A 23007-nucleotide genomic window follows, 5' to 3' on the forward strand; every position below is an offset into this window, starting at 1 on the left:
TTAATCGTCGCTGGTTGACGGCTTGCGCGGACGCAAAACAATCCACGCCGCCACCAATGTCAGCAAAGCCATACCAAACCAGGTCAGCGCATAACTGAGATGGTTGTTGGGGAAACGGATTTTGGTCAGGCCGCCGAGGGGCAGTTTGGCCGGATTTTCCGCGCCGTCCCCATCAATGAAATAGGGTGCGACGTTTGAGGCATCAAGGCCACGTTTAGTCGCCATTGCATGCACATCACGCGAATACCAGCGGTCATCATTGGGCACGTTATCGCGCATGAAGGTGCCAACCGGTTCGTTGATGCGAAGCAGGCCGGTTACAGTGACCTCGCCTTCAACCATGCCTTCGGGGCGCGTATCCGGATCGCGCTTTTCGGTCGGAACGAAACCACGATTGATCATGACGATCGTGCCGTCACCGCGCATCAAGGGCGTCAGCACCCAGTAACCCGCCCCGTAGTCGGTGGCGGTATAGACCTGACTTTCAAGATCGTTGCGATAGGTGCCCGTCACACGGACCTTGCGGTATTCATCGCGCGCCCGGCTGACATTTTTCCAGTCATCGCGTGTGGGGGCCGCCACCGCGTCACCATGAACGCGCGCATCCACCCGATCAATGAGATCAAGTTTCCACGCCCGACGTTCCACCTGCCAGTAGCCAAGGGCACAAAACCCGGAAAACAGGATGGCCGCCAGCAGCACGACAACGATCTTTGTTGTCGTCGAGGGGCCCTTTTTCGGAGCATCGGTTTCGGAGATGGAAACATGATCGTCGGACATGCCGGGTTCTTTCAAATGGCGGTATGCGGGTGTTTAAACAAAAAGGGCGCGATCCCCCTACAGGTATCGCGCCCCCTTTAAATATCAAGCAGTGCCTAGCCGAAGCTCGGGATCATGTCGTGATCCATCTGCGGCATCATGTTGGTATTCAGGTGATACATCACCCACAGCGAACCGGCGATGGCAATCGCCACGATCACAAGGGTAAAGATCAGCGCCAGCATGTTCCAGCCACCTTCAGATTTGGTGTTCATGTGCAGGAAATAGACCATGTGAACAATGATCTGAATAACCCCAAGACCCATAATCCAAAGCGCGGTTGCCACCTTGCTGTCGAGAACACCATCCATGACAAGCCAGAACGGGATCGCGGTCAGGATGACCGACAGGACGAAACCGATCACATAGCTTTTATAGGTACCATGCGAGGCGCCGCCATCATGATGGTCATCATGTGCGTGTGAATGTGCACTCATCCCAGAACTCCCAGCAGATAAACAACGGAGAAGACACCGATCCAGATCACGTCAAGGAAGTGCCAGAACATCGACAGGCACATCAGACGACGCTTGTTCTCGACGACCAGGCCGCGCTGGGCGACCTGAACCATCAGGGTCACAAGCCAGATGATGCCAAAGGTCACGTGCAGACCGTGGGTTGCCACCAACGTATAGAACGCGGACAGGAAACCACTGCGCATCGGCGTCGCACCAAGGTGCCAGAGGTGATGGAACTCATAAAGTTCCAAGCCCACGAAGGCGATACCGAACAGGCCGGTAATCGCCAGCCAAAGCTGGGTTCCTGCAACATTGCCCTTTTCCATCGCCAGCATGGCAAAGCCATAGGTGATGGATGAGAACAGCAGCATCGACGTGTTGATCGCCACCAGTTCAAGGTCGAACAGGTCAGCCGGTGCCGGACCCGCTGCATAGTTTTGACCAAGAACGGCATAGGTTGCAAACAGGATCGCAAAGATGAGGCAATCGCTCATCAGATAGATCCAGAAGCCGAGCATCGTACCCGTTTCCGGGTGATGCTCTTCTTTCAGGTAAAAGACCGGCGCTTCGGTCTGAGAGGCAGTTGTATTCGCCATTGTCATTCCCTTACGCCTGCTGTTTTGCCAGAAGGGCGGTACGTTCTTCTTCGGTCGCCACAACTTCGGATGCCGGGATGTGATAATCGCGGTCATAGTTGAAGGTGTGGGCAATCGCCCCAACGATCAGCACGATGAAGCTTGCTGCAACAAGCCACCAGATGTGCCAGACCAGAGCAAAGCCAAGAACGAGCGAGATCGCAGCCAGGATAAAGCCAGCGCCGGTATTTTTCGGCATGTGGATATCCAGGAAGCCCGACGTCGGACGGACGAAACCACGTTTCTTCATGTCATCCCAGGCGTCCAGTTCATGAACAACCGGGGTGAAGGCGAAGTTGTAGGCTGGCGGCGGCGACGAGGTCGACCATTCCAGCGTACGACCACCCCACGGGTCACCGGTTTCATCACGCAGTTTGTCGCGTTTGATCACCGCAACAACGATCGACATGATGAACGAACCGATACCACCGGCAATCAGAAGCGCACCAAAGGCCGCAATGATGAACCAGATCTGCAGCGACGGATCGTCAAACTGGCTCATACGGCGGGTGACACCCATCAGGCCGAGAACATAAAGCGGCATGAAGGCGAAGTAGAAACCAATGGTCCACAGCCAGAAGGACATCTTGCCCCAGAACTCATCGAGCTTGAAGCCGAATGCTTTCGGGAACCAATAGACGATCCCGGCAAACATCCCGAAGACCACACCACCGATAATCACGTTATGGAAGTGAGCAATCAGGAACAGGCTGTTATGCAGGACAAAGTCGGCCGGCGGGACAGCAAGCATCACGCCCGACATGCCACCAATCACGAAGGTCAGCATGAAACCGATGGTCCAGAGCATGGGAACATCGTATTTGATGCGGCCCTTATACATGGTGAACAACCAGTTGAAGACCTTCGCCCCCGTCGGGATCGAGATGATCATGGTGGTGATGCCAAAGAAGGCGTTCACACTTGCCCCCGACCCCATGGTGAAGAAGTGGTGCAGCCAGACGATATAGGACAGGATGGTGATCACCACCGTCGCATAGACCATCGAGCTGTAACCAAACAGGCGCTTGCGGCAGAAGGTCGACACAACTTCGGAGAACACACCAAACGCCGGCAGGATCAGGATGTACACCTCTGGGTGGCCCCAGATCCAGATCAGGTTAATGTACATCATGGCGTTACCGCCAAGATCGTTGGTGAAGAAGTTGGTGCCCGCATAGCGGTCAAGACCAAGCAGAACCAGAACGGCGGTCAGAACCGGGAACGCTGCAACAATCAGAATGTTGGTGCAAAGCGAGGTCCAGGTAAAGACCGGCATTTTCATCATGGACATGCCCGGTGCGCGCATCTTGACGATGGTGACAATCAGGTTCACCCCCGAAAGCAACGTCCCGACACCGGCAATCTGCAAGGCCCAGATATAGTAATCAACCCCGACCCCCGGACTGTAGACAATGTCAGACAGCGGCGGATAGGCCAGCCAACCGGTCATTGCGAATTCGCCGACAAACAGCGACGCCATGATCAGCGCGGCACCACAGGTGGTCATCCAGAAGCTGAAATTGTTCAGGAACGGGAAGGCAACGTCGCGCGCGCCGATCTGCAGCGGCACAACGAAGTTCATCAGACCGGTCACCAGCGGCATCGCAACGAAGAAGATCATGATTACGCCGTGGGCTGTAAATATCTGATCATAGTGGTGCGGCGGAAGGAAACCTTCGGCACCATTGAAAGCGATGGCTTGCTGGGCACGCATCATGAGAGCATCGGCAAAGCCACGCAGAAGCATGATGATTGCCAGAATGATATACATGATGCCGATCTTTTTGTGATCGATCGACGTGATCCACTCGCGCCAGAGGTATCCCCACAGACGGAAGTAGGTCAGACCACCGACAACGGCGATGCCACCCACGACCACACCAAGAAACGTCACAAGAATGATCGGATCATGGAGAAACGGGAAGGAGTCGAGGGACAGCCGGCCAAATATAAAATGTAAAAGGTCCGGATTGGAGAACATCGGATTACTCTTCTTTCAAATGCAGAATGGCACCGCAACCGATGCCAGAACTGCGAAGGGCCGGTTGGCATTCACCAACCGGCACTGCATTTAAAACCCTGCCGAAACACCTGTGGGTGCAATACTCATCGCACGCGAAACCGGTTCGTTATCAAACAACGGAAGGTTCGCGATTTCGCCTGACAAGCCACCTTCGGGGGTGGTGCAAAGCGTTGCGACGAAGGACTTGCTATCAGGCAACGGCTGGCTGCCACGCATCTGCGGAACGTCATAAGTCAGCGACATGACGTTATAGATACCGGCAAGACCGCCACCGCCGTTTTTGTCGATATGCATCATCTCGTTCATGCACATCTTCGACTGATCGACGCACATGTTGAGAATGGCCTGATAGAGTTCCGGATCCACAGAGCTATAGTAGTGGACCGGTTCCTTCACACTCGGCTTTTCGAGTTCGAGATACTGCGAACGGCCAAGGAAGTTCTCATCAGACTTCACATCGTTCACCCAGGCGTCAAAGCCCTCTTCGCTCAGGCCGTGGAACTTGAAGCGCATGTGAGAGAAACCCTCACCGCTATAGTTCCCCGAAAAGCCATCAAACACGCCCTCTTCGTTGATCACGGCATGGAGTTTGGTTTCCATACCCGCCATCGAATAGATCTGACCCGCAAGGGCCGGAATGAAGAAGGAGTTCATGATCCCCGAAGAGGTAATCTTGAATTCAATAGGTGTGTCGATCGGAGCTGCGAGCTCGTTAACGGTCGCAATGCCCTGTTCCGGATAAAGGAACAGCCATTTCCAATCGAGGGAAACAACTTCGATCACCATGTGCTCGGCCTCATCGTCAAGCGGACGCTCGGCATCGATACGGTCAAGCGGACGATACGGATCAAGCGTATGGGTGGTGACCCAGGTAATCGCGCCAAGGGCAATAATAATCACCAGCGGTGCCGCCCAGATGACGACTTCAAGCTTGGTGGAATGGTGCCATTCGGGATCGTATTCGGCATTCTTGTTACCCTGGCGGTATTTCCAGGCAAAGAACACGGTCAGTGCCATCACCGGAACGATGATCAGCAACATCAGAATGGTCGAAACGATAATCAGGTCGGACTGCTGGGACGCGATATCACCGGCCGGGTCGATTACAACAAGGTTGCAACCGGCAACAAGCGGCAAAATCGAGGCCAAGGCTGCGCCACGTACAAGTTTTGAAAGCATGTGCTTCATACTTCCTCAGTCTCTGGAAGATGTTCTCAAAGACAACCATATGCCAATGAGTCGCATAAGCGATCCAACAAAGACCGCTACGCGCGTACCCCGCCGCACCCGCATATAGGAATTACAATTCCAAACATCCACGGAAAGGGCACAAAGAAAGCAATTTTTTTTCAAAAAAATGCCGGATCGGAAAGTTGGCGAGATTGCTATAGCTGCATCGCAGCAATGTCAAGCTACCCGCGGCGCATAGCAGGGTCTTAATGACAAATATCATTCTAATGTAAACCGGACGTTGTGCGGTGCAGAACGATAATTGACACTGACGTTTGCAATTCACATGTCTATACTTAGACTCGATCCAAAGTCGTATCGTTCATTCATCCGAATTTGTGATCCAATCAAAAGCAGTTAGGACCAAAATGGTCCGACCAGTGATTTAGGGAGAACGGCGTGAACCAAACGACAGAAAACTACGCGACCGCCACCTCTTCAGGTTTGGAACGCGATGCGCGGCATCACAACGCCGACGCCACCAATGATCCGGGCCAGATCGCGCTTGGCGTGATTATCGGCCGGACGTCCGAGTTTTTCGATTTCTTCGTCTATTGCATCGCATCGGTACTGGTCTTTCCGCAATTGCTGTTTCCCGGTGAAACGGCCCTTTTCGGCACCATGTATTCCTTTGCCATCTTCTCTCTGGCCTTTGTCGCCCGCCCTGTCGGATCCCTCGTCTTCATGACGGTGGACCGCCGATATGGACGGGGTGTGAAACTCACGATTGCCATGTTCCTGCTGGGCGGCTCCACCGCCGCCATGGCCTTTCTGCCAAGCTTTGCCTCGGCAGGGGTACTTGCGATATATCTTCTGTGTGCTTTCCGCTTCCTTCAGGGTCTTGCATGGGGTGGCGCATGGGACGGGCTGGCATCGCTTCTCGCACTTAATGCGCCGGACAACCGCAAGGGTTGGTATGCGATGATCCCGCAGTTGGGCGCACCGCTTGGTTTCATGCTGGCCGCATCCCTGTTTGCCTATCTTCTGCTGACCTTGCATCCGGATGATTTCCTGGCCTTTGGTTGGCGATACGCGTTCTTCGTGGCCTTTGCCATTAACGTGGTCGCGTTGTTTGCCCGCCTGCGTCTGGTGGCAACCTCGGAATTTGGCCATCTGCTCGAAAAGAATGAGCTTGAAGCAGCCCGCGTCATGGATACGCTCAAACATAACGGGCGTACCGTTATGTTGGGCGCACTGGTCCCGATGGTCAGCTACGCCCTGTTCCATCTGGTCACTGTCTTTGCGCTGAGCTGGGTGTTCCTGTATGCCAACGGCAATCCGGGGCAGTTCCTGCTGACCCAGGGTGTTGGTGCGGTTCTGTGTGCCTTCGGGATTGTCGCATCGGGCTTCATCGCCGATCAGCTCGGCCGTCGCCGCCTGTTGGGCTATAGCGCCGGGATCATCTTGCTGGGGGCGGTTCTGACACCGCTGCTTTACACCTATAACATCATCAATGAAGGCATGATTGTTCTGGGTGGCTTTGCAGTTCTGGGCCTGTGCTTTGGTCAGGCGGCCGGAACGCTGGCATCAAACTTCAAGCGCGAATACCGCTATACCGGCTCGGCCCTGACATCCGACCTTGCATGGTTGCTCGGTGCCGGTTTCGCACCGCTGATCGCACTTTACTTGTGTGACAAGTTCGGTCTGCCCGGTGTCGGTGCCTACCTGCTGTCAGGCGCTGTGGTGACCCTTCTGGTCCTGCAATTCAACAAGCAGTTCGGCGCAAAAACCAGCGACTGATCGCCAAACACCATAATACCCAAGCAAAACACCCCGGCCAGATTGGTCGGGGTGTTTTCGTTTGATACCTGTCGAAACGATCTTGGTTTATGCCGATTAAGGTTTGGCAGCTGATGGTTCCGTTTCAGCAGACGTTGACGGTTCATCTGCGACAATCGCCAACCTGAAGCCATTATAGCGTTTGCGCAGCATCATTTTGATGACAACAAACATCCAGAAGAACGACCACAGGAAGCCCACAAGACCTGTGATGTAACCGACTTCAATATCGGGTTTACCCATCGCGGCACCGACAAATCCGATGATAAAGCCAATCACCCCACTCAAGACAGCACTACCAACAATTGTACCTGCGTAGGATCGCCAAACGAGCAACCACCAGATCCTTACAAGCCGACCATCCGTGATTTCGAGTTCCTGCATAACGACAACCTCGCTTTAAGCATTTAAATTTTACGTATTATGGTTGTCTCCCCCAGCGGATATTCCACCTGAAACTCTTGATTGATGCAATACCAAAACCGCAAACCTAAAACACCCCGACCAATCTGGCCGGGGTGCTTTTGTTCGCCAAAGAGCGAAGCAGTCTTAGGAGTAGTTCGACGGGAACATGGCGCGTTTTGCTTCTTCATCCATTTCGGTTTTGAACGCGTGATCCTTGCCGACCTCACGTGCGCTGATGGCGGCGGGCAGGCTGTTGATCGCGTCAAACCAGCGTTTGATATTGGGATACTTGTCCCAGACATCCGGGTTCTTGTGCACGAACGGTGCCTTGTCGACCCAGCCCCAAGCAGAGATATCGACAATCGTCATCTCGTCGCCAACAATGAACTCGCGGCCTTCAAGGTGATCTTCGAGCACCTGATAATGGCGGGCGATCTCGTTGCGATAGCGGTTCACACCATAGTCGCTGCCTTCGGGTGCTACATGCTGGAAATGCACCGCCTGGCCGGAAAACGGGCCAAGGCCGGTGGCGATGAACATCAGCCAGGACAGGAACTCACCGCGGTCTTCCGGCTTGCCCAGGAACTTGCCCGACTTTTCGGCGAGATAAAGCAGGATCGCGTTTGAATCAAACACCCGCACTTCCTTGCCGCCCGGACCATCGGTATCGACGATGGCTGGCACCTTGCCATTCGGGTTGATCGCCCGAAAGGCCGGGTCATGCTGCTGACCTTTGCGGGTATCGACCGGCAGGACCTCGTAAGGCAGTCCGGATGCCTCGAGCATCATCGAGATTTTCTGCGGGTTCGGCGTCGGGTGGTAGTAAAACCGGATCATAAACATCTCCTTGCAGGTCTTCACCGTTACACAATGGCGTGACCCGCTCTTGCATTTTGGAACGATCGTTTTAAATTGACCCATAACGTCCCGATTGGCAAGCTTCGATCATTGAAGACGCCACAAGAAAGATATCCAGGAGCGATAAGTCCATGATTGATCTGTATTACTGGCCGACCCCCAACGGCCATAAAATCACGCTGTTCCTTGAAGAAGCCGGACTGGATTATAAAATCGTGCCGGTCAATATCGGTGCCGGGGATCAGTTCAAACCGGAATTTCTTGCCTTTTCACCCAACAACCGCATGCCGGCGATCATTGATCATGATCCGGCCGACGGCGGGGATGCCATCACGGTGTTTGAGTCTGGCGCCATCTTGCAATATCTGGCCGAGAAAACCGGCAAGTTCCTGCCAACCGGTGTGCGCGCGCGCAAAACCGTGATGGAATGGCTGTTCTGGCAGATGGGCGGCCTTGGCCCGATGGCCGGTCAGAACCACCATTTCGGCACCTACGCCCCGGAAAAGCTCCCCTACGCCATCACCCGTTATGTCAATGAGACCAACCGTCTTTATGGCGTCCTCAACAAGCGTCTCGAAGGACGCGACTTCATTGCCGGGGACGAGTACACCATTGCCGATATGGCCTGCTATCCGTGGATCGTCAGCCACGAAAAACAACAGCAGGACCTTAATGACTTCCCGAACCTGAAACGCTGGTTTGAAACCATCAAGGCCCGCCCGGCGACGATTGCGGCCTACAAGGCCGGTGAAGAGCTCAGCAAATGGCAGATGAGCGAAGAGGACAAGAAAGTCCTGTTTGGCCAAACCGCCAAAAGCACCAAGGCCTGAAACAAGCCCCACCGCCCTGCGTTGATATGATGCAGGGCGGTGGAGTTTGCCCATCCCCCTGAAAGCAGGCAACAGTGATCTGTCGGCGTACAGTTCGGCGTATATTTTCAAACAGTTGCGCGCATTTCTGTCGCCACTGCCTGACGACCAACCACGCAACGGGGATCAGATGCGTCACGACCACACCGCTTCGACCAAAATGAAAGATTGGCGCCGCGCTATCGCCAGCACGGCGCGCAAGACCCTGACCGTTCTGATCCCGACCGTAATCCTCGCATCCTGCGCCTTCCCGCCCGAGAACGAGCTTTATCAGCAATCGCCCGATATCCCGCCCTACACACAAGACAGCTTTGCCGAATATGTCGCGCAAACCCGTGACTGGGTGGCCGAGCATCGCGTTTTCATCACCGATGACCGCGACACCGAACTGGCGCGCAATATTCCATTTGAACTGGGCCGGACAACACCAGACGGCAAATCCCCCAAACGCGGCGTGCTGTTTGTCCATGGCCTGGGCGCAAGCCCATGGTATTTCCATGACATCGCAGCTGAGATGGCCCAAAACGGTTGGCTTGCGAGATCAATGCTGCTGCCCGGCCATGGCACCCGCCCGGCTGACCTCAGCATCCCGGATTATGCCGACTGGACCGCGGCGGTCGCCCATCAGGTCAAACTGCTTGAACGCGAAGTCGATGAAGTCTGGCTTGGTGGTTTCTCGACCGGTGCGAACCTCGTGACCAGTTATGCCGCGCGAAATCCTGGAATCTCGGGCCTTTTGTTGTTCTCGCCGGGCATTGAACCGGGCACCGATCTGTTGTTTCTGACACCGGTCATTCAGTATCTTTGGGATTGGGTTGACGCCGACCCGGAAGACAACGCCATCAACTATCAATCCCTGTCGACCAAGGCGTCCGTGCTCTATTACCGCAGTGTGAACGATGTCGAAGATGCGCTTGATGAAGGCCCGTTTGACCGCCCGACGCTTGTTTCGATGAGTGCTGATGACAGCGTCCTTGATCCGCTTGCCATATTGCGCCGCTTTGAAACCGATTTCACCCACCCGGCATCGCGCTTTGTCTGGTATGATGACACCGATGCGCCAAGTGATGATCCACGGGTCAAAAGCCTTAACAGCAATCTTCCAGACCAACAGATCAGCAATTTCTCGCATCTGAGCGCGCTGTTCTCGCCAAACAATCCCTATTACGGCACGGATGGCAGCTTTGTATTTATCGAGAACGGTCAGGAAGATATTGAACGACCAGATGATCGCGCCAAACTCTGGCGCAGTGCCTGGGGCTATACCGAGCCCGGCAAATATCATGGTCGTCTGACCTGGAACCCCTATTTCGATGCATTGATCGACACCATTAACGACGTCACCAACTAACGCCAAGGATCGGGTCCCCATGACCGAGACGACACAGCAAACCACAAACCCGCGCTCCAATCATCGCACCCGGGTATTTGCCCTGATTGCGTTTATGGTGTTGTGCCTGATCATTTCGGCCTTTGGCGGGGCGGTGACAGCCACCAGTGTTAATGACTGGTATGCGACGCTGAACAAGCCGTTTTTCAATCCGCCCAACTGGCTGTTCGCGCCGGTCTGGACCATCATTTATTTCATGATCGCCTTTAGCGGCTGGCGCGTCTGGCTGACCAACGGGTTTGCCCAGACAAAATTGGCCTTTGGCATTTATGGCGCGCAATTGGCGCTTAATCTGGCCTGGTCATTCCTGTTCTTTGGGGCGCAGTCACCATTACTCGGCCTGATTGATGTCATCGCGCTGCTTGTCATGATCCTGATCAACACGATTGTCTTCTTCCGGTTGGATCGCTTCGCCGGGATACTGTTACTGCCCTATGTCGCCTGGGTCGGGTTCGCCACACTTCTGAATGCCGCCATCTTGCACCTGAACAGTTAAGGCCGGATCACACGGCCTTCATCGGGAGTCGAATTTTTGATTGCGTTCTTCACCCTTGATCGATAAATGTTACGTTATAACATAACATTTATCCCGATATCCAACCGAGGTCGATTGATGAAACGCCTTCCCGTTACGGTCCTGTCCGGCTTTTTGGGGGCCGGCAAGACCACCCTTCTGAACCACATCCTGAACAACCGCCGTGGATTGCGGGTCGCCGTGATCGTCAATGATATGAGCGAGGTCAATATTGACGCTGACCTTGTGCGCAATGGCGGGTCGGAACTTTCCCAGACCGATGAAAAACTGGTCGAGATGACCAATGGCTGCATCTGCTGCACGCTGCGCGATGACCTTCTGGCCGAAGTCCGCCGCCTCGCCGAACAGGACCGGTTTGACTACCTGCTTATTGAATCCACCGGCATTTCCGAACCCCTACCCGTCGCGGCAACCTTTGATTTCCGCGATGAGGATGGTCAGTCGCTGGGTGACATTGCCAAGCTTGATACCATGGTCACCGTGGTCGATGCCGCGCGCATGATTGCCGATTACAGCTCCACCGACATGCTGACTGACCGGGGCGAAAGCCTGGGGGATGCGGATAATCGCAGCATTGTCGATTTGCTGGTCGACCAGATCGAGTTCGCCGATGTCATCGTCATGAACAAACTGGATCTGATTTCCGATGACGAACGCAAATCGGTTCTTGCCATCATCAAGGCGCTCAATACCGATGCCGAGGTGATTGAGACCAGCAACAGCATCGTTGTCCCCGAAAAGATCCTGAATACAGGCCGCTTTGATTTTGATCGCGCCCAAAGCCATCCGCTGTGGGCCAAGGAGCTTTATGGCTTTGCCGATCACGTGCCCGAGACCGAGGAATACGGGATAAAAAGCTTCACCTTCCGAACCTCCCTGCCGTTCCACCCCGAACGGTTTCACGCCTTCATCAACAGCGAATGGCCGGGTGTGTTGCGGGCAAAGGGGCATTTCTGGTTGGCCACCCGCCCGAACTGGGTCGGTGAAATCAGTCAGGCCGGTGCGGCGGTCAAGACCGAGGCACTCGGCACCTGGTGGTGTGCGGTTCCGCGCGACAGATGGCCCGACAATCCGGCATGGCGCGACATGGTTCTGTCGAAATGGGATCCGGTCTTTGCCGACCGTCGACAGGAAATCGTCTTTATCGGGCAGGACATGAATGAGGCCGCCTTGCGTGCCCGTCTGTCGGATTGCCTGATTGACGAAGACACAGACGGCCTGTCGGTACGCTTTGATCCCGAACGCTATGCCGATCTTGCCGATCCGTTCCCACGCTGGGGTCAGGCTGCCTGATCAGGATGCCCTAAACAAAAACGCCACCTTTCGGGGTGGCGTTTTCTGCTTCTGACTGCTGGATCGGATCAGTGTGCTGTGTCGTTAGCTGCTCGGTTCAAGGCCCGCTTCTGCGCTTTCGGCTTTGGCGTCATCGTTTGCCACTTCGTCGGCCTTGACCTGCGCAACACTGTCCATGCCAAGCCGACCGATAGACGGCAGGCGCAAGGCCGGGCGGTTGAAATCAATCCCGAAATTAAGGCCAAGCAGGTTCAGCTCGATCCCTTCTTCCAGACCAAGCGACATGCCAAGCACCCCCAGAAGGTTGGCCTGAACACCCTGCCCGCTGGATGACAGTCCGACCGGATTGGTGATCGGACGATAATCCTTGCCGATCGCATTGGCCGGCATATCAAGGTTCAATCCCGGCACTTCACGACCGATATGGGCAATGAAGGTATTGCTGTTCGGCCCCGGATAGCTGCGGTATTCGCGCGGGAACGGATAGGATTTGATGGCCTCTTCGATTTCGGGGATCAGCTTTTCGGCCGCTTCACCGCGATGATCAGCCATCAGTTTCGGCTCCGAGCCATACCAGAGACCATCGGGGATCGCGTAGTTCTGTCGCACCACATTGCCGCTGCCCCAGCCAACCACGTCATAGCGGGTATAGCGGGTCTCACCGGCACGTTTGTAAATGATCCACGGATGCACCGCAAAATAGCTGCGCCAGCCAAACGTATCGGCCGCCATCACCATGACAATCGCCTGATCGCGGTTGGCTTCTGCATCGGGGGCTATCCCTGCCGAATGGCGCGGCGCATTACGCCACGTATAACGTTCCTTGTTTTTCTCACCCGGCGGGTCCTCTGCCAGGCTGATGCCAAACGGCAGGACAAGAACGGCCAGAAGACCAAGAAACAGGGTTTTGCCTTTACGCACGATCAATCCAATCTGATTTTGCAACGCAGTATGCGTCCGGTTAAAGCAAAGAAGTAGGATCAAAAAAAGGCAATGCAATCTTTTATCCTGTGGGGAATGCGCCCATCCCCTCAAAAAGGTGATGAAGGTAACACCAAACGATTGCGACCAGCCCGGACTTAGGGCCAGGCGGCAAAGGTATCGTCGCGCACCCGTTCCGCCGCACGCCTGAGCCGGCGGTAGGCCCCAGGCGCCTCGCCCATATAGCGTTTGAAAAACCGGCTGAAATAAGCCGGGTCGCGGAACCCCAGGCCATAGGCAATCTGTGCAACACCCAGCGGTGACTGTTCAAGGCGCATGCAGGCTTCGCGCAATACGCGTTCATGGATGATGGTGAGTGGCGGCTTGCCGGTCGCGCGCAAAACAGCTGATCCCAAACGCCGTTCACTGACCCCAAGCGCAGTTGCGTAATCGGCCACATTCCAGTGTTCGCGAAAATGCAGTTCAAGCACCTGCAAAAACCGCTGAAACGTGATCGAGCCCGGACCATGTTTGTCACGCTGGGCCATCACGCCTTCGGCCAGACGTAGCACCATGGTCAGAATGATCTGAAGATGCGCACCCACCACAAGACTGGCCCCAAGTGCATTTTGCATCAGCTCCGCCCGGATCGCCTCAAAGCTGCGAGAGAGGAGCAGCAGGTTTCCGCTATCCTCAGCCGGGGTCACGTTATGCACCGTGTCGGCCGCAAAGCGAAGCGGCAAGCCACCCCCGGCCGGCGTTCCACCAGCCATCCCACTGCCATCCCCGCAATGGCGCGCCACCAGATCATCCGCAACCGACAGCAAATACCCGTCACTGCCCGCCGTAACACGAAAGCGTTGCGTTTCGCCAAGCGGCAACCAGACAAGCGCTGGGGCCTTGCAGGTAATCGTCCCCTGCCGCAAGCCGATCTCGGCCCGCCCCCCAAGCAACAGCACGGCATAACACCGATCACGGCGGCCGGGATCATTCATCACCCAGGACTGAACCGACAAGGGATGATCAAAGCGATCCATCACCGCCTGTGTCGTGACGGGCAGCAGATCCTCGAACGGGTTGTCGGCAAGTGTTTCCGAACGCGTAACCGGGCTTGAGACCGGAATTTGACGGGGAAGTTGATCAGGCATGCCTTTTTGTCGCGCATATATTCCAAATGGTCAGGGTCAGGACCTGTTAATTTGGTTTGAATGGTCGCTCAGATTTGTGCGGATACTAGAAGCACAGCCGCAGGAAGATATTAATCTTTCAAGGCTTTGCGACGACGTAGCCCGTGCAAATCTGAGCGATCCGAAGGACAGAGCTTATATTTGCAAACTCCTGCGTCAAATCCCTTGCACGGGATACCAACCCGCTCGGCGGCATTTTCCTTGGATTTCACAAATATAAGCTCTGCCATTCTAATCAAATTAACAGGCCCTGACCCTTGACGCATAAAAATACAATTTTTCGTCTTAAATTGTCAATTTCGCCGTCTTTACATTGGAACCGTTCCATCGCTTACTAGGATGGCGGTCAAAGAAACCGTCAAAAACAACAATACACATAAAGAATGCGTTCCCATTATTTTGCACATGCGAACTAATGGGCGGGAGGTTACGCCGGAGATTTACTTCATATCACGAAGTAAATAACAGAGTATCTTTGCCTAAACTCCTGAAAATACGCGCAAACGGGAAAACCGTCTCTGCAAAGAGATCAGGAGGAATAGCATGCAAATCTCAGCAAAACTGCGCCTCGCGACCATTGCTGCGGCAACCACCGCTGTCATGAGCACCGCGACGCTGTTTGGGGCCAACGCCCAGGACACATATCGTATCGGTTATGCCATCTCGAAAACCGGCCCGGCCGCCCCGGGTGTGGCAACCAGCACCATCCCCAACTATGAAATGTGGGTAAAGGAAATCAACGATGCTGGCGGCCTTCAGGTCGGTGACAAGAAACTCCCCATCGAGGTCGTTGAATATGATGATCGCTCAAGCTCCGAAGAAGCGGTGCGCGCGATTGAACGCCTGATCAACCAGGACAAGGTTGATTTTATCCTCTCACCCTGGGGCACGGGCCTTAACCTTGCCGTGGCACCGATCCTGGATCGCGCGGGCTATGCCCATCTCGCTGGCACGGCCGTGACCGACAAGGCGCCGCAACTCGCCAAGCGCTGGACGAATTCATACTGGCTGCTGGGTACTGGTGAACAATATGCCGTTGAGTTGGCCAAGTTCCTTGAGGGCCTGAAAGCCGAAGGCAAGATCAATGACAAGGTTGCAATGATCGCGGTTGCCGATGGTTTTGGCATCGAGCTTTCCAAGGCCGGTCGCGAAGCGCTTGAAGATCGTGACTTTGATCTTGTGTACGACAAGACCTATCCGCTGGGCTCGCAGGATCTGGCAACCATCGTCAATGACATAAAGGCCCTTGGTGCGGATACCTTTGTCGCCTTTTCCTACCCGCCGGGCACTCTTGGCCTGACCGAACAGTCCCGTGTTCTGGGCTTCAACCCCAAGGTCTTCTATGCCGGTGTCGGCACCGCCTTCCCGCTTTATAAAAACCGGTTTGGTGACAATGCCGAAGGCGTCGTCAGCCTTGGCGGTGCGAGCGAGGATGATCCGAAAATCGGCGATTACATCAAACGCCACGTTGAATTCGCAGAACGTGAGCCAGACCGTTGGGCATCCATCGTCAACTGGGCGACGCTTCAGTCCCTGCAGCAGGCCATCGAGCGTGCTGGCACGACCGACCGCGAAGCCATCAATGCCGAACTGGCCAAAGGCGGCTTTGACACCATCCTTGGTACCTACAAGCCGGGAGACCAGACCTTCTGGCAGGTTGGTCAGTGGCAGGATGGCAAGTTTGTCGGCCTTGCCCCGACCGACATGGAAGGTGCAGCCGAGCTCGTCTTCCCGAAACCTGAATGGAAGGCTGCGCAGTAAGCGCGCCACATAAGGACGTCGGGGTTCCTCACCCACCCAAACTCCCGGGAACCCCGACGCCCCTTTTGGATGAAGTGAATGTTTAGCTACGCAGTCTTTTCCGGGATTACCCTTGGCGGGATGTATGCCCTCGTCGCCATGGGCCTGACCCTGCAATATGGTGTTTCGCGCATCATGAACCTTGCCTATGGCGAGCTGGTGATTGTCGCGTCCTTTATTGCCTTTGTTTTCATGACCTCGCTTGGCATCAACCCGCTTGTCGGTCTGTTGATCATCATTCCCGCAAGCTTTGCGCTGAACTGGGTGATTTATCGCATCCTGCTGACCCCGCTGGTCGCACGCGCAAAGAACCGCGGCATGCTTGAAGTCGACAGCATCCTGGCCACCTTTGGCCTGCTGTTCATCGTTCAGGGTGTGCTGCTGGTCTGGTTTGGTGGCAATTATTACAGCTACGATTTTCTCAATAACGCCGTCGATATCTTTGGCGCGACGATTGCCGCCAATCGGCTTGTTGCCCTTGGCTTTGCGGTTGTCATCGGACTTGGTTTCTATCTGATCCTGACGCGCACCCGCATGGGCACTGCACTCCGTGCAGTTGCGGCTGATCCGACCTCGGCGCGCCTGGTCGCGATTGATGTCAATTTCGCATCCTGCTTTGCCTTTGCTCTTGGCGGTGCGATGGCGGCCGTCGGGGGCGTTCTGGTCAGCATGTTTTTGACCTTCTCAACCTCGATGGGGGTTGTCTTTACCATGAAGGCGCTCATCGTTGTGATCATGGGCGGGCTTGGTAACATGCTGGGCGCGCTGATTGCAGGCCTCATCCTGGGTGTCGCGGAAAGTCTGGTTGCGACATATATCGACCCGGGCCTGACCATTGCGGTGACCTATGTGATCTTCCTGCTGGTGCTGCTGATCAAACCATCCGGCCTGTTCGGGAGGGCCGCGTCATGAGCATGCTTAAACCCGATTTCATCAAGCCCGTGGGGCTTGGTGCGGTGATTTTTGCGGCCCTTGCCTTCCTGCCGAGCCTCGTTGACAGCTACTACATGTCGCTTGCGATCAGTGTCGTCAGCTTTGCGGTTCTTGCAACCGCATGGTCGATGTTCTCCGGCCCGACGCGCTATATCTCGCTTGCCACTGTCGTGTTCTTTGGCATCGGGGCCTACACGGTCGCGGTTCTGGGCGAAGTCCTGCCGTTCCCGTTGGTGCTTATTTGTGCCGGATTGGCCGGGACGGTGATTGCCCTTCTGGTTGGCTTTTCCACGCTGCGTCTGGCGGGTGTGTATTTCGTGATCTTTACCTTTGGCCTGACCGAACTGGTCCGTCAGGTGGTCAGTTGGTACGAAGTCAACGTTACCCGCGAAATGGGGCGCTATGTCTTTCTTGATATCACCCAGAACGACATTTACTGGCAGCTGCTTGCCCTGTTTGCGGTCCTGCTGCTGACCGGGTTCATTCTGGGCCGATCTCGCCTTGGCTTTGCCCTTCGCATCATTGGCGAGGACGAAACAGTCGCCAAGCATTGCGGGATTGATGTCACCCGTGTGAAAGTTGCGCTGTTTGTTCTGTCTGCCTTGTTCATGACACTGACCGGCGCCATCATGGCCCCGCGCTGGACCTATATCGATCCGGTGATTGCCTTTAACCCGATGCTGTCGTTCCAGGTTGTCATCATGGCACTTCTGGGCGGTCCGCGTCGCTTGCTCGGTCCGCTTCTGGGGGTTATTCCGCTGACTCTTCTGTTTGAGGTCCTGACCGCAAGCTTCCCGAACCATTTCAGCATCCTGCTTGGCTGTGTGTTCATGGTGATTGTCTATCTTCTGCCCGGCGGGGTTGTCGGATTGTATGAAAAGTACCGCGCCCCGAAAAAGCGCGTGCTTGCAACCGATCAAAACGCCGAACCCGGGGGGAACGCAGCATGAATACCGAAATCCTTCTGTCGATCTCAGGCCTGCACAAAGCCTTTGGCGGGTTGATTGCCGTCAATCAGATGCAGTTCGATGTCCATCAGGGCGAAATTCTTGGCCTGCTTGGCCCGAACGGATCGGGCAAGACCACGGTGATGAACCTGATCTCAGGCGCCCTTCAGTCCAATGACGGCAAGGTTGTCATCAGCGGCAAGGACATCACCAACCTGCCTGCCCACAAGATCAGCCATTCCGGCATTGCCCGCACCTTCCAGCTCGTGCGTGTCCTGCCCGATCTTGATTGCGTGGAAAACATCGAAGCAGGTCTTGCCTATCGCACCAAGCCGCTTTGGGGCGATGCTGCGCACGCAGCCGCCCTTGAATTGCTTGATCGTATCGGTCTTGCCAAACAGGCCCATACCCCGGCGGGCGATCTGACCTATATCGATCAGAAACGCCTTGAACTGGGGCGTGCGCTTGCCCTTCAGCCCAAGCTTCTTTTGCTTGATGAATGGCTCGCCGGGCTAAACCCGTCCGAACTTCAGGATGGCATTGCCCTTGTGCGCAAGCTCAAGAACGAAGGGCTTACCATCATCATGGTTGAACATGTTATGGATGCGATCCGAAGCCTATGTGATCGATGTGTGGTGATGAATGCCGGGGCCAAGATTGCCGATGGCACACCAGACGAAGTTCTTTCCGATCCGGAAGTCGTGCGCGCCTATCTGGGAGACAGCCATGCTTGATATCAAAAAACTCTCCGTCTCCTATGGCAAGCACGCCGCCCTTCGCGAAGTCGACGTTACCGTTGATCGTGGCGAGATCGTTGTCATGCTCGGTGCCAATGGTGCCGGTAAAAGCAGCCTGCTTAAGGCCTGTGCCGGTCTGGTAACCGCCCATGACGATACCCGCATCAATCTTTCTGGCAGTGAGTTGACCGAACTTTCCGCGCACAAGATTGTCGAAGCCGGGCTTGCCCTTGTGCCGGAAGGGCGCGGCATTTTCGGCGAACTGACGGTGCGTGAAAACCTCGCCCTTGGTGCCTTTGCCAAACGCGCACGGACGGCTGAAAAGCAAAACCTTGAACGCGTGATTGATCTTTTCCCCAAACTGGCAGAACGGCTTGATCAGGCGGCCCGCACCATGAGTGGCGGTGAACAGCAGATGGTGGCCATTGGCCGCGCACTGATGTCCAATCCGGATATTCTTCTGCTGGATGAGCCATCCCTTGGCTTGTCGCCGATCATGACCGGGGACTTGTTCAAAGCCCTTGCGGCCATTCGTAAAACCGGGGTTGGTGTGCTTCTGGTCGAACAGAACGCCCATCAGTCCCTTGCCATATCAGATCGGGGTTATCTGATCGAAAACGGGGCCATTACCGGGCAAGATAGTGCCAAGGCCCTGCAATCCGACCCGGCTGTGCAAAAGGCCTTCCTTGGCCTTGGGGCTGCGTGATGCAGCCTTTCGCCACCACACAGCAAACCACAAGAAAGTCAGGAGAAACGTCATGAACGACACGAAATTGTTGATCGATAATCAGGACGTCAATGCGTCCAACAACCGCACCTTTGAACGCAAGAACCCGGTCACCGGCGAAGTTGCAACCGTTGCGGCCGCAGCCAACGCGGCAGATGCGCGCAAGGCTGCCGATGCCGCCGCCGCAGCCTTTCCGGAATGGTCCAAAATGGGTCCGGGTGCGCGCCGCAAGGTTCTGCTTAAGGCTGCCGACATCATGGAAGCCAAGGGCGATCAGTTCGGTCAGCTGGTGCTTAATGAAACCGGAAGCACGCGCATGTGGGGTGGTTTCAACGCCCATCTTGCTGCCAACATGCTGCGCGAAGCCGGTGGCATGACGACGCAGATTCAGGGTGACCTGATCCCGTCCGACACACCGGGCCTGATGGCCATGGGCATTCGCCAGCCGGTTGGTGTGGTTTTGGGCATTGCGCCGTGGAACGCACCGGTGATCCTTGGCACACGCGCGATTGCGATGCCGCTTGCGTGCGGTAACACCGTGGTTCTAAAGGCATCCGAACTGTGCCCGGCCCTGCATCGTCTGATCGGTGATTGCCTGGTCGAGGCCGGCGCACCGGAAGGTGTCGTCAATGTTGTCACCAACGCACCGGAAGATGCGCCGGAAATCGTTGAAACCCTGATCGCCCACCCGGCCGTGCGCCGCATCAACTTTACCGGGTCGACCCGTGTGGGCCGCATCATCGCCAAACTGGGTGCCGAGCACCTCAAACCGGTTCTGCTGGAACTGGGCGGCAAGGCGCCGTTCCTTGTTCTCGATGATGCCGATCTTGATGAAGCAGTTAACGGTGCGGCCTTTGGTGCCTATATGAACCAGGGCCAGATTTGCATGTCGACCGAACGCCTGATCGTCGATACCGCGGTTGCCGATGACTTTGTCGCCAAATTGGCCGCCAAGGCCAACACCTTGACCGCCGGCGATCCGGCCAAGGCTGATCATATCTTGGGCGGTGTTGTCAGCATCGAGGCGGTTAATCGCATCGAAGAACTGGTCGAAGATGCCGTTTCCAAGGGCGCAAAACTGGTTGCCGGTTCCGGCAAGGCCAAGGACGGTGTTTTGATGGATGCGATCCTGCTTGACCACGTCACCCCAGCCATGAAGATCTATTCCGAGGAAAGCTTTGGCCCGATCTGTGTCGTCATCCGTGCCGGTGACGAGGACGAGGCTGTCCGGATCGCCAATGACAGCGAATATGGCCTGTCCTCTGCCGTCTTCTCGACCAACATCCCGCGCGCGATGGAAGTTGCCAAACGCATCGAAAGCGGCATTTGCCACATCAACAGCCCGACCGTGCAGGACGAGGCACAAATGCCTTTCGGTGGCGTGAAATCATCGGGCTACGGGCGCTTTGGTTCCCAGGCATCGATTGATGAATTCACCGAAATGCGCTGGATCACGATCCAGAGCGGCAAGCGTCACTACCCGTTCTAAGTCGACAGACGCGATTGGCCCGCGCGGAACATCCGTCGGGCCTTTCCGTTATCAAAGCATACGCAGGGGGGAAGCCTGATTTCGTGAGAACTGTTCCCTCACCAAATCAGGACCTGTGTGCGGGCCGTCAGATGCGTCATCTGGCGGCCTGCTCTTTTATGGCGGGGTGATCAGCCGCGCAGAACGGCCTGTATCAAGACTTCAAGCGCACTTGAAAATTTCGACCGGTCTTTCTGGGTAAAGGACGCATTGCGCCCCTGCTCGCCAGTCACTTCGCGCATATGGGCGGCGATTTCGCGGCCCGCCAGCGCATTGCCGATATTGGCTTCGGTAAATTCCTGCCCATTGGCTTTCAACACCCGCGCACCGATCTCAATCCCACGCGATGCCAGTGGAATGTCGTTGGTGACAATTACATCGCGTGCGCGCGCATTCTCAGCAATCCAGTCATCGGCGGCATCGGGTTCCGGCGGCACAATCACGATCTTGATCAGCGGATTGCGCGACGGGCGAATGCCGCCATTGGACACCAGGATCATCTCGATCCGGTGACGCTCGGCCACACGTTCGCATTCTGCCTTGACCGGGCAGGCATCGGCATCAACCAGCAAACGTGGGCGGGAGTTTTCAGTATTTTCGTTCATGTCCCGATCATCAATGGGACGCGATCAAAGTCAAGCAATCATGAACCCAGCTGCGCGGTCGCAGATGTTTTGGCATCGCGCATCATCGCCAGAACCACCGCCCCGACAAAGGCAAAACCACAGGCCATCAAGACGGTCGTCTGGAAGTCAAACGCACTGGCAACTACCCCGGTCAGAAGGTTCCCGATTAGCCCGCCCACAAACAGCGTGCTGACATAATAGCTGGTAGCGACACCGGGCTGGTCGGTGGCGAAATTCTGAACGAATGTCATGCTGATTCCGGCAAAGATGCCGTAATAGATGCCATCAAGGGCGGCGAGTGCCAGCACATCAAAAAGTGTGCTCGCCTGATAAATCAGGCCAAAGAACACAGCCCCCAAAAGGGCTGCGATCAGCATGCCCTTGCGCTCCCCCGTGCGTTTAATCAGCGACGCACAGAAATAGATCACGACAACCTCGACAAAGCACTTCACGGTCAGCGCAAAGCCCGCCGAAGACGCCATCAAGCCAAGCTCGGTCGAGAAATAAAGTGGCATGGCCGAAACAAACACCACATTGGCCGCCCCAATGAAAAACACCGGCACGCAGGCCAGCAAAAGCCCGACATTCAGCGGCACCTTCCCACCCTGTGCCAGACTGTCAGGATGATGGGTCTTGAAAGCATTGGGCACGGTTAGCAAACAAATCACAAACCAGATCACCGCCAACCCGGCAATGGTGTAATAGGTCGCCGAGAACCCGAACGCCCCATAGAATGAAAGCGATGCCGCCGGCCCGACCATCCAGCCAAGCGAGGTCTGCATACGTAAAAAGCCATTAAACTTGACGACATCACGCCCGGTCTGCTCGGCAAATAACCGCCCGAAACTATACATCACCGAAAGCGCACCGGCCCCAACCCCAAGCAGGACCGAGACAATCACCAGATAAACCCAGTAAACCTGAAACGTCCCAAGGATCGCCATGCCCGCGGTGAAACACAGGATGCTGATCACCAGCAAAATCTTGACCGGAACCCCACGATCAATCGCCCGCCCGAACGTCCGGTTGGCAAGCAGCGTCACACTGACCTGAACGATCATCACCATGCTAAGCTTCCATGGCGGCTCCCCAAGGCCTTCAACCACGTAAAGCCCGGCCAACGGCACCGCCCCGCTTGAGGTAAACGCCCCCATCAGAAGCAAGCCCAGCACCAGAAACGGATACCGATCCAGAAGCGCAATCGCACCCTTGGCGGAACCAACTGGAGTATCAGACTTTTCGTGATGGGCGGGGTGGCTCATAAACCGTTTCTTTCCCAAGGGGTTGATGAAACGGTTCTACAAGCA

General features: G+C 55.7%; 22 protein-coding genes. 11 read left to right on the plus strand and 11 right to left on the minus strand.

All coding sequences use genetic code 11. The features are described from left to right. From ACXAIA_RS05470 to cyoA, 5 genes are all read right to left on the minus strand, one after another. Complete coding sequence (locus ACXAIA_RS05470; RefSeq protein ID WP_475348449.1) at window positions 1-780, minus strand: SURF1 family protein; 780 nt, start codon at window positions 778-780, stop codon at window positions 1-3. Window positions 781-875: 95 nt separating this feature from the next. Further along, on the minus strand, window positions 876-1256 hold the full coding sequence (locus ACXAIA_RS05475; RefSeq protein WP_475348450.1) for a cytochrome o ubiquinol oxidase subunit IV: 381 nt from the start codon (window positions 1254-1256) through the stop codon (window positions 876-878). Then, window positions 1253-1873 (minus strand): cytochrome o ubiquinol oxidase subunit III, encoded by a 621-nt coding sequence (gene cyoC, locus ACXAIA_RS05480; protein WP_475348451.1) that lies wholly within the window; start codon window positions 1871-1873, stop codon window positions 1253-1255. The genes ACXAIA_RS05475 and cyoC overlap by 4 nt, the downstream gene beginning before the upstream one ends. Window positions 1874-1883: 10 nt before the next feature. Continuing rightward, a complete protein-coding gene (cyoB, locus tag ACXAIA_RS05485) occupies window positions 1884-3893 on the minus strand; it encodes a cytochrome o ubiquinol oxidase subunit I (protein ID WP_475346627.1) in 2010 nt (669 codons plus the stop codon). Between the two features lie 90 nt (window positions 3894-3983). After that, on the minus strand, window positions 3984-5114 hold the full coding sequence (cyoA, locus tag ACXAIA_RS05490; protein ID WP_475348452.1) for a ubiquinol oxidase subunit II: 1131 nt from the start codon (window positions 5112-5114) through the stop codon (window positions 3984-3986). A gap of 450 nt (window positions 5115-5564) precedes the next feature. Between cyoA and ACXAIA_RS05495 the strand changes: the two genes are divergently transcribed. Further along, window positions 5565-6905, plus strand: a complete 1341-nt coding sequence (locus ACXAIA_RS05495) for an MFS transporter (protein WP_475348453.1) — start codon at window positions 5565-5567, stop codon at window positions 6903-6905. A 96-nt stretch (window positions 6906-7001) separates the two neighbouring features. Here the strand turns inward: ACXAIA_RS05495 and ACXAIA_RS05500 are convergent, their stop codons facing one another. Both ACXAIA_RS05500 and ACXAIA_RS05505 read right to left on the minus strand, forming a co-directional pair. Next, window positions 7002-7328 carry a hypothetical protein gene (locus ACXAIA_RS05500; RefSeq protein WP_475348454.1) on the minus strand — a complete coding sequence of 109 codons (327 nt, stop codon included), beginning with the start codon at window positions 7326-7328 and terminating at the stop codon, window positions 7002-7004. 165 nt (window positions 7329-7493) lie between these two features. Further along, complete coding sequence (locus ACXAIA_RS05505) at window positions 7494-8186, minus strand: glutathione S-transferase family protein (protein WP_475348455.1); 693 nt, start codon at window positions 8184-8186, stop codon at window positions 7494-7496. A gap of 152 nt (window positions 8187-8338) precedes the next feature. Between ACXAIA_RS05505 and ACXAIA_RS05510 the strand changes: the two genes are divergently transcribed. The 4 genes from ACXAIA_RS05510 (at window position 8339) to zigA (ending at window position 12294) form a co-directional block, all read left to right on the plus strand. Further along, window positions 8339-9037 (plus strand): glutathione binding-like protein, encoded by a 699-nt coding sequence (locus ACXAIA_RS05510; protein WP_475348456.1) that lies wholly within the window; start codon window positions 8339-8341, stop codon window positions 9035-9037. A 169-nt stretch (window positions 9038-9206) separates the two neighbouring features. Further along, window positions 9207-10427, plus strand: a complete 1221-nt coding sequence (locus ACXAIA_RS05515) for an alpha/beta hydrolase (protein WP_475348457.1) — start codon at window positions 9207-9209, stop codon at window positions 10425-10427. A gap of 19 nt (window positions 10428-10446) precedes the next feature. Then, a complete protein-coding gene (locus ACXAIA_RS05520) occupies window positions 10447-10962 on the plus strand; it encodes a TspO/MBR family protein (protein WP_475348458.1) in 516 nt (171 codons plus the stop codon). 117 nt (window positions 10963-11079) lie between these two features. Beyond that, complete coding sequence (gene zigA, locus ACXAIA_RS05525; protein ID WP_475348459.1) at window positions 11080-12294, plus strand: zinc metallochaperone GTPase ZigA; 1215 nt, start codon at window positions 11080-11082, stop codon at window positions 12292-12294. A gap of 84 nt (window positions 12295-12378) precedes the next feature. Here the strand turns inward: zigA and ACXAIA_RS05530 are convergent, their stop codons facing one another. Then, window positions 12379-13239, minus strand: coding sequence for a DUF3750 domain-containing protein (locus tag ACXAIA_RS05530; protein WP_475348460.1), 861 nt, complete (start codon window positions 13237-13239; stop codon window positions 12379-12381). A 134-nt stretch (window positions 13240-13373) separates the two neighbouring features. Beyond that, entirely contained in the window at window positions 13374-14363 is a 990-nt protein-coding gene (locus ACXAIA_RS05535; RefSeq protein WP_475348461.1) for a helix-turn-helix domain-containing protein, read from the minus strand. A 582-nt stretch (window positions 14364-14945) separates the two neighbouring features. Between ACXAIA_RS05535 and ACXAIA_RS05540 the strand changes: the two genes are divergently transcribed. From ACXAIA_RS05540 to ACXAIA_RS05565, 6 genes are all read left to right on the plus strand, one after another. Then, window positions 14946-16163 carry an amino acid ABC transporter substrate-binding protein gene (locus tag ACXAIA_RS05540; protein WP_475348462.1) on the plus strand — a complete coding sequence of 406 codons (1218 nt, stop codon included), beginning with the start codon at window positions 14946-14948 and terminating at the stop codon, window positions 16161-16163. Window positions 16164-16241: 78 nt separating this feature from the next. Next, window positions 16242-17114, plus strand: a complete 873-nt coding sequence (locus ACXAIA_RS05545; protein ID WP_475348463.1) for a branched-chain amino acid ABC transporter permease — start codon at window positions 16242-16244, stop codon at window positions 17112-17114. Then, a complete protein-coding gene (locus tag ACXAIA_RS05550) occupies window positions 17111-18085 on the plus strand; it encodes a branched-chain amino acid ABC transporter permease (protein WP_475348464.1) in 975 nt (324 codons plus the stop codon). The genes ACXAIA_RS05545 and ACXAIA_RS05550 overlap by 4 nt, the downstream gene beginning before the upstream one ends. Beyond that, window positions 18082-18816, plus strand: a complete 735-nt coding sequence (locus ACXAIA_RS05555) for an ABC transporter ATP-binding protein (RefSeq protein WP_475348465.1) — start codon at window positions 18082-18084, stop codon at window positions 18814-18816. Before ACXAIA_RS05550 ends, ACXAIA_RS05555 begins: the two co-directional genes overlap by 4 nt. Next, entirely contained in the window at window positions 18809-19525 is a 717-nt protein-coding gene (locus ACXAIA_RS05560) for an ABC transporter ATP-binding protein (protein WP_475348466.1), read from the plus strand. Before ACXAIA_RS05555 ends, ACXAIA_RS05560 begins: the two co-directional genes overlap by 8 nt. 52 nt (window positions 19526-19577) lie before the next feature. Continuing rightward, window positions 19578-21035, plus strand: coding sequence for an aldehyde dehydrogenase (locus tag ACXAIA_RS05565; protein WP_475348467.1), 1458 nt, complete (start codon window positions 19578-19580; stop codon window positions 21033-21035). Window positions 21036-21205: 170 nt separating this feature from the next. Here the strand turns inward: ACXAIA_RS05565 and ACXAIA_RS05570 are convergent, their stop codons facing one another. Continuing rightward, on the minus strand, window positions 21206-21679 hold the full coding sequence (locus tag ACXAIA_RS05570) for a YaiI/YqxD family protein (protein ID WP_475348468.1): 474 nt from the start codon (window positions 21677-21679) through the stop codon (window positions 21206-21208). Between the two features lie 38 nt (window positions 21680-21717). Beyond that, window positions 21718-22962, minus strand: a complete 1245-nt coding sequence (locus tag ACXAIA_RS05575) for an MFS transporter (RefSeq protein ID WP_475348469.1) — start codon at window positions 22960-22962, stop codon at window positions 21718-21720. Between the last annotated feature and the right edge of the window lie 45 nt (window positions 22963-23007).

The organism is Thalassospira sp. ABL2_045, from assembly GCF_056161285.1.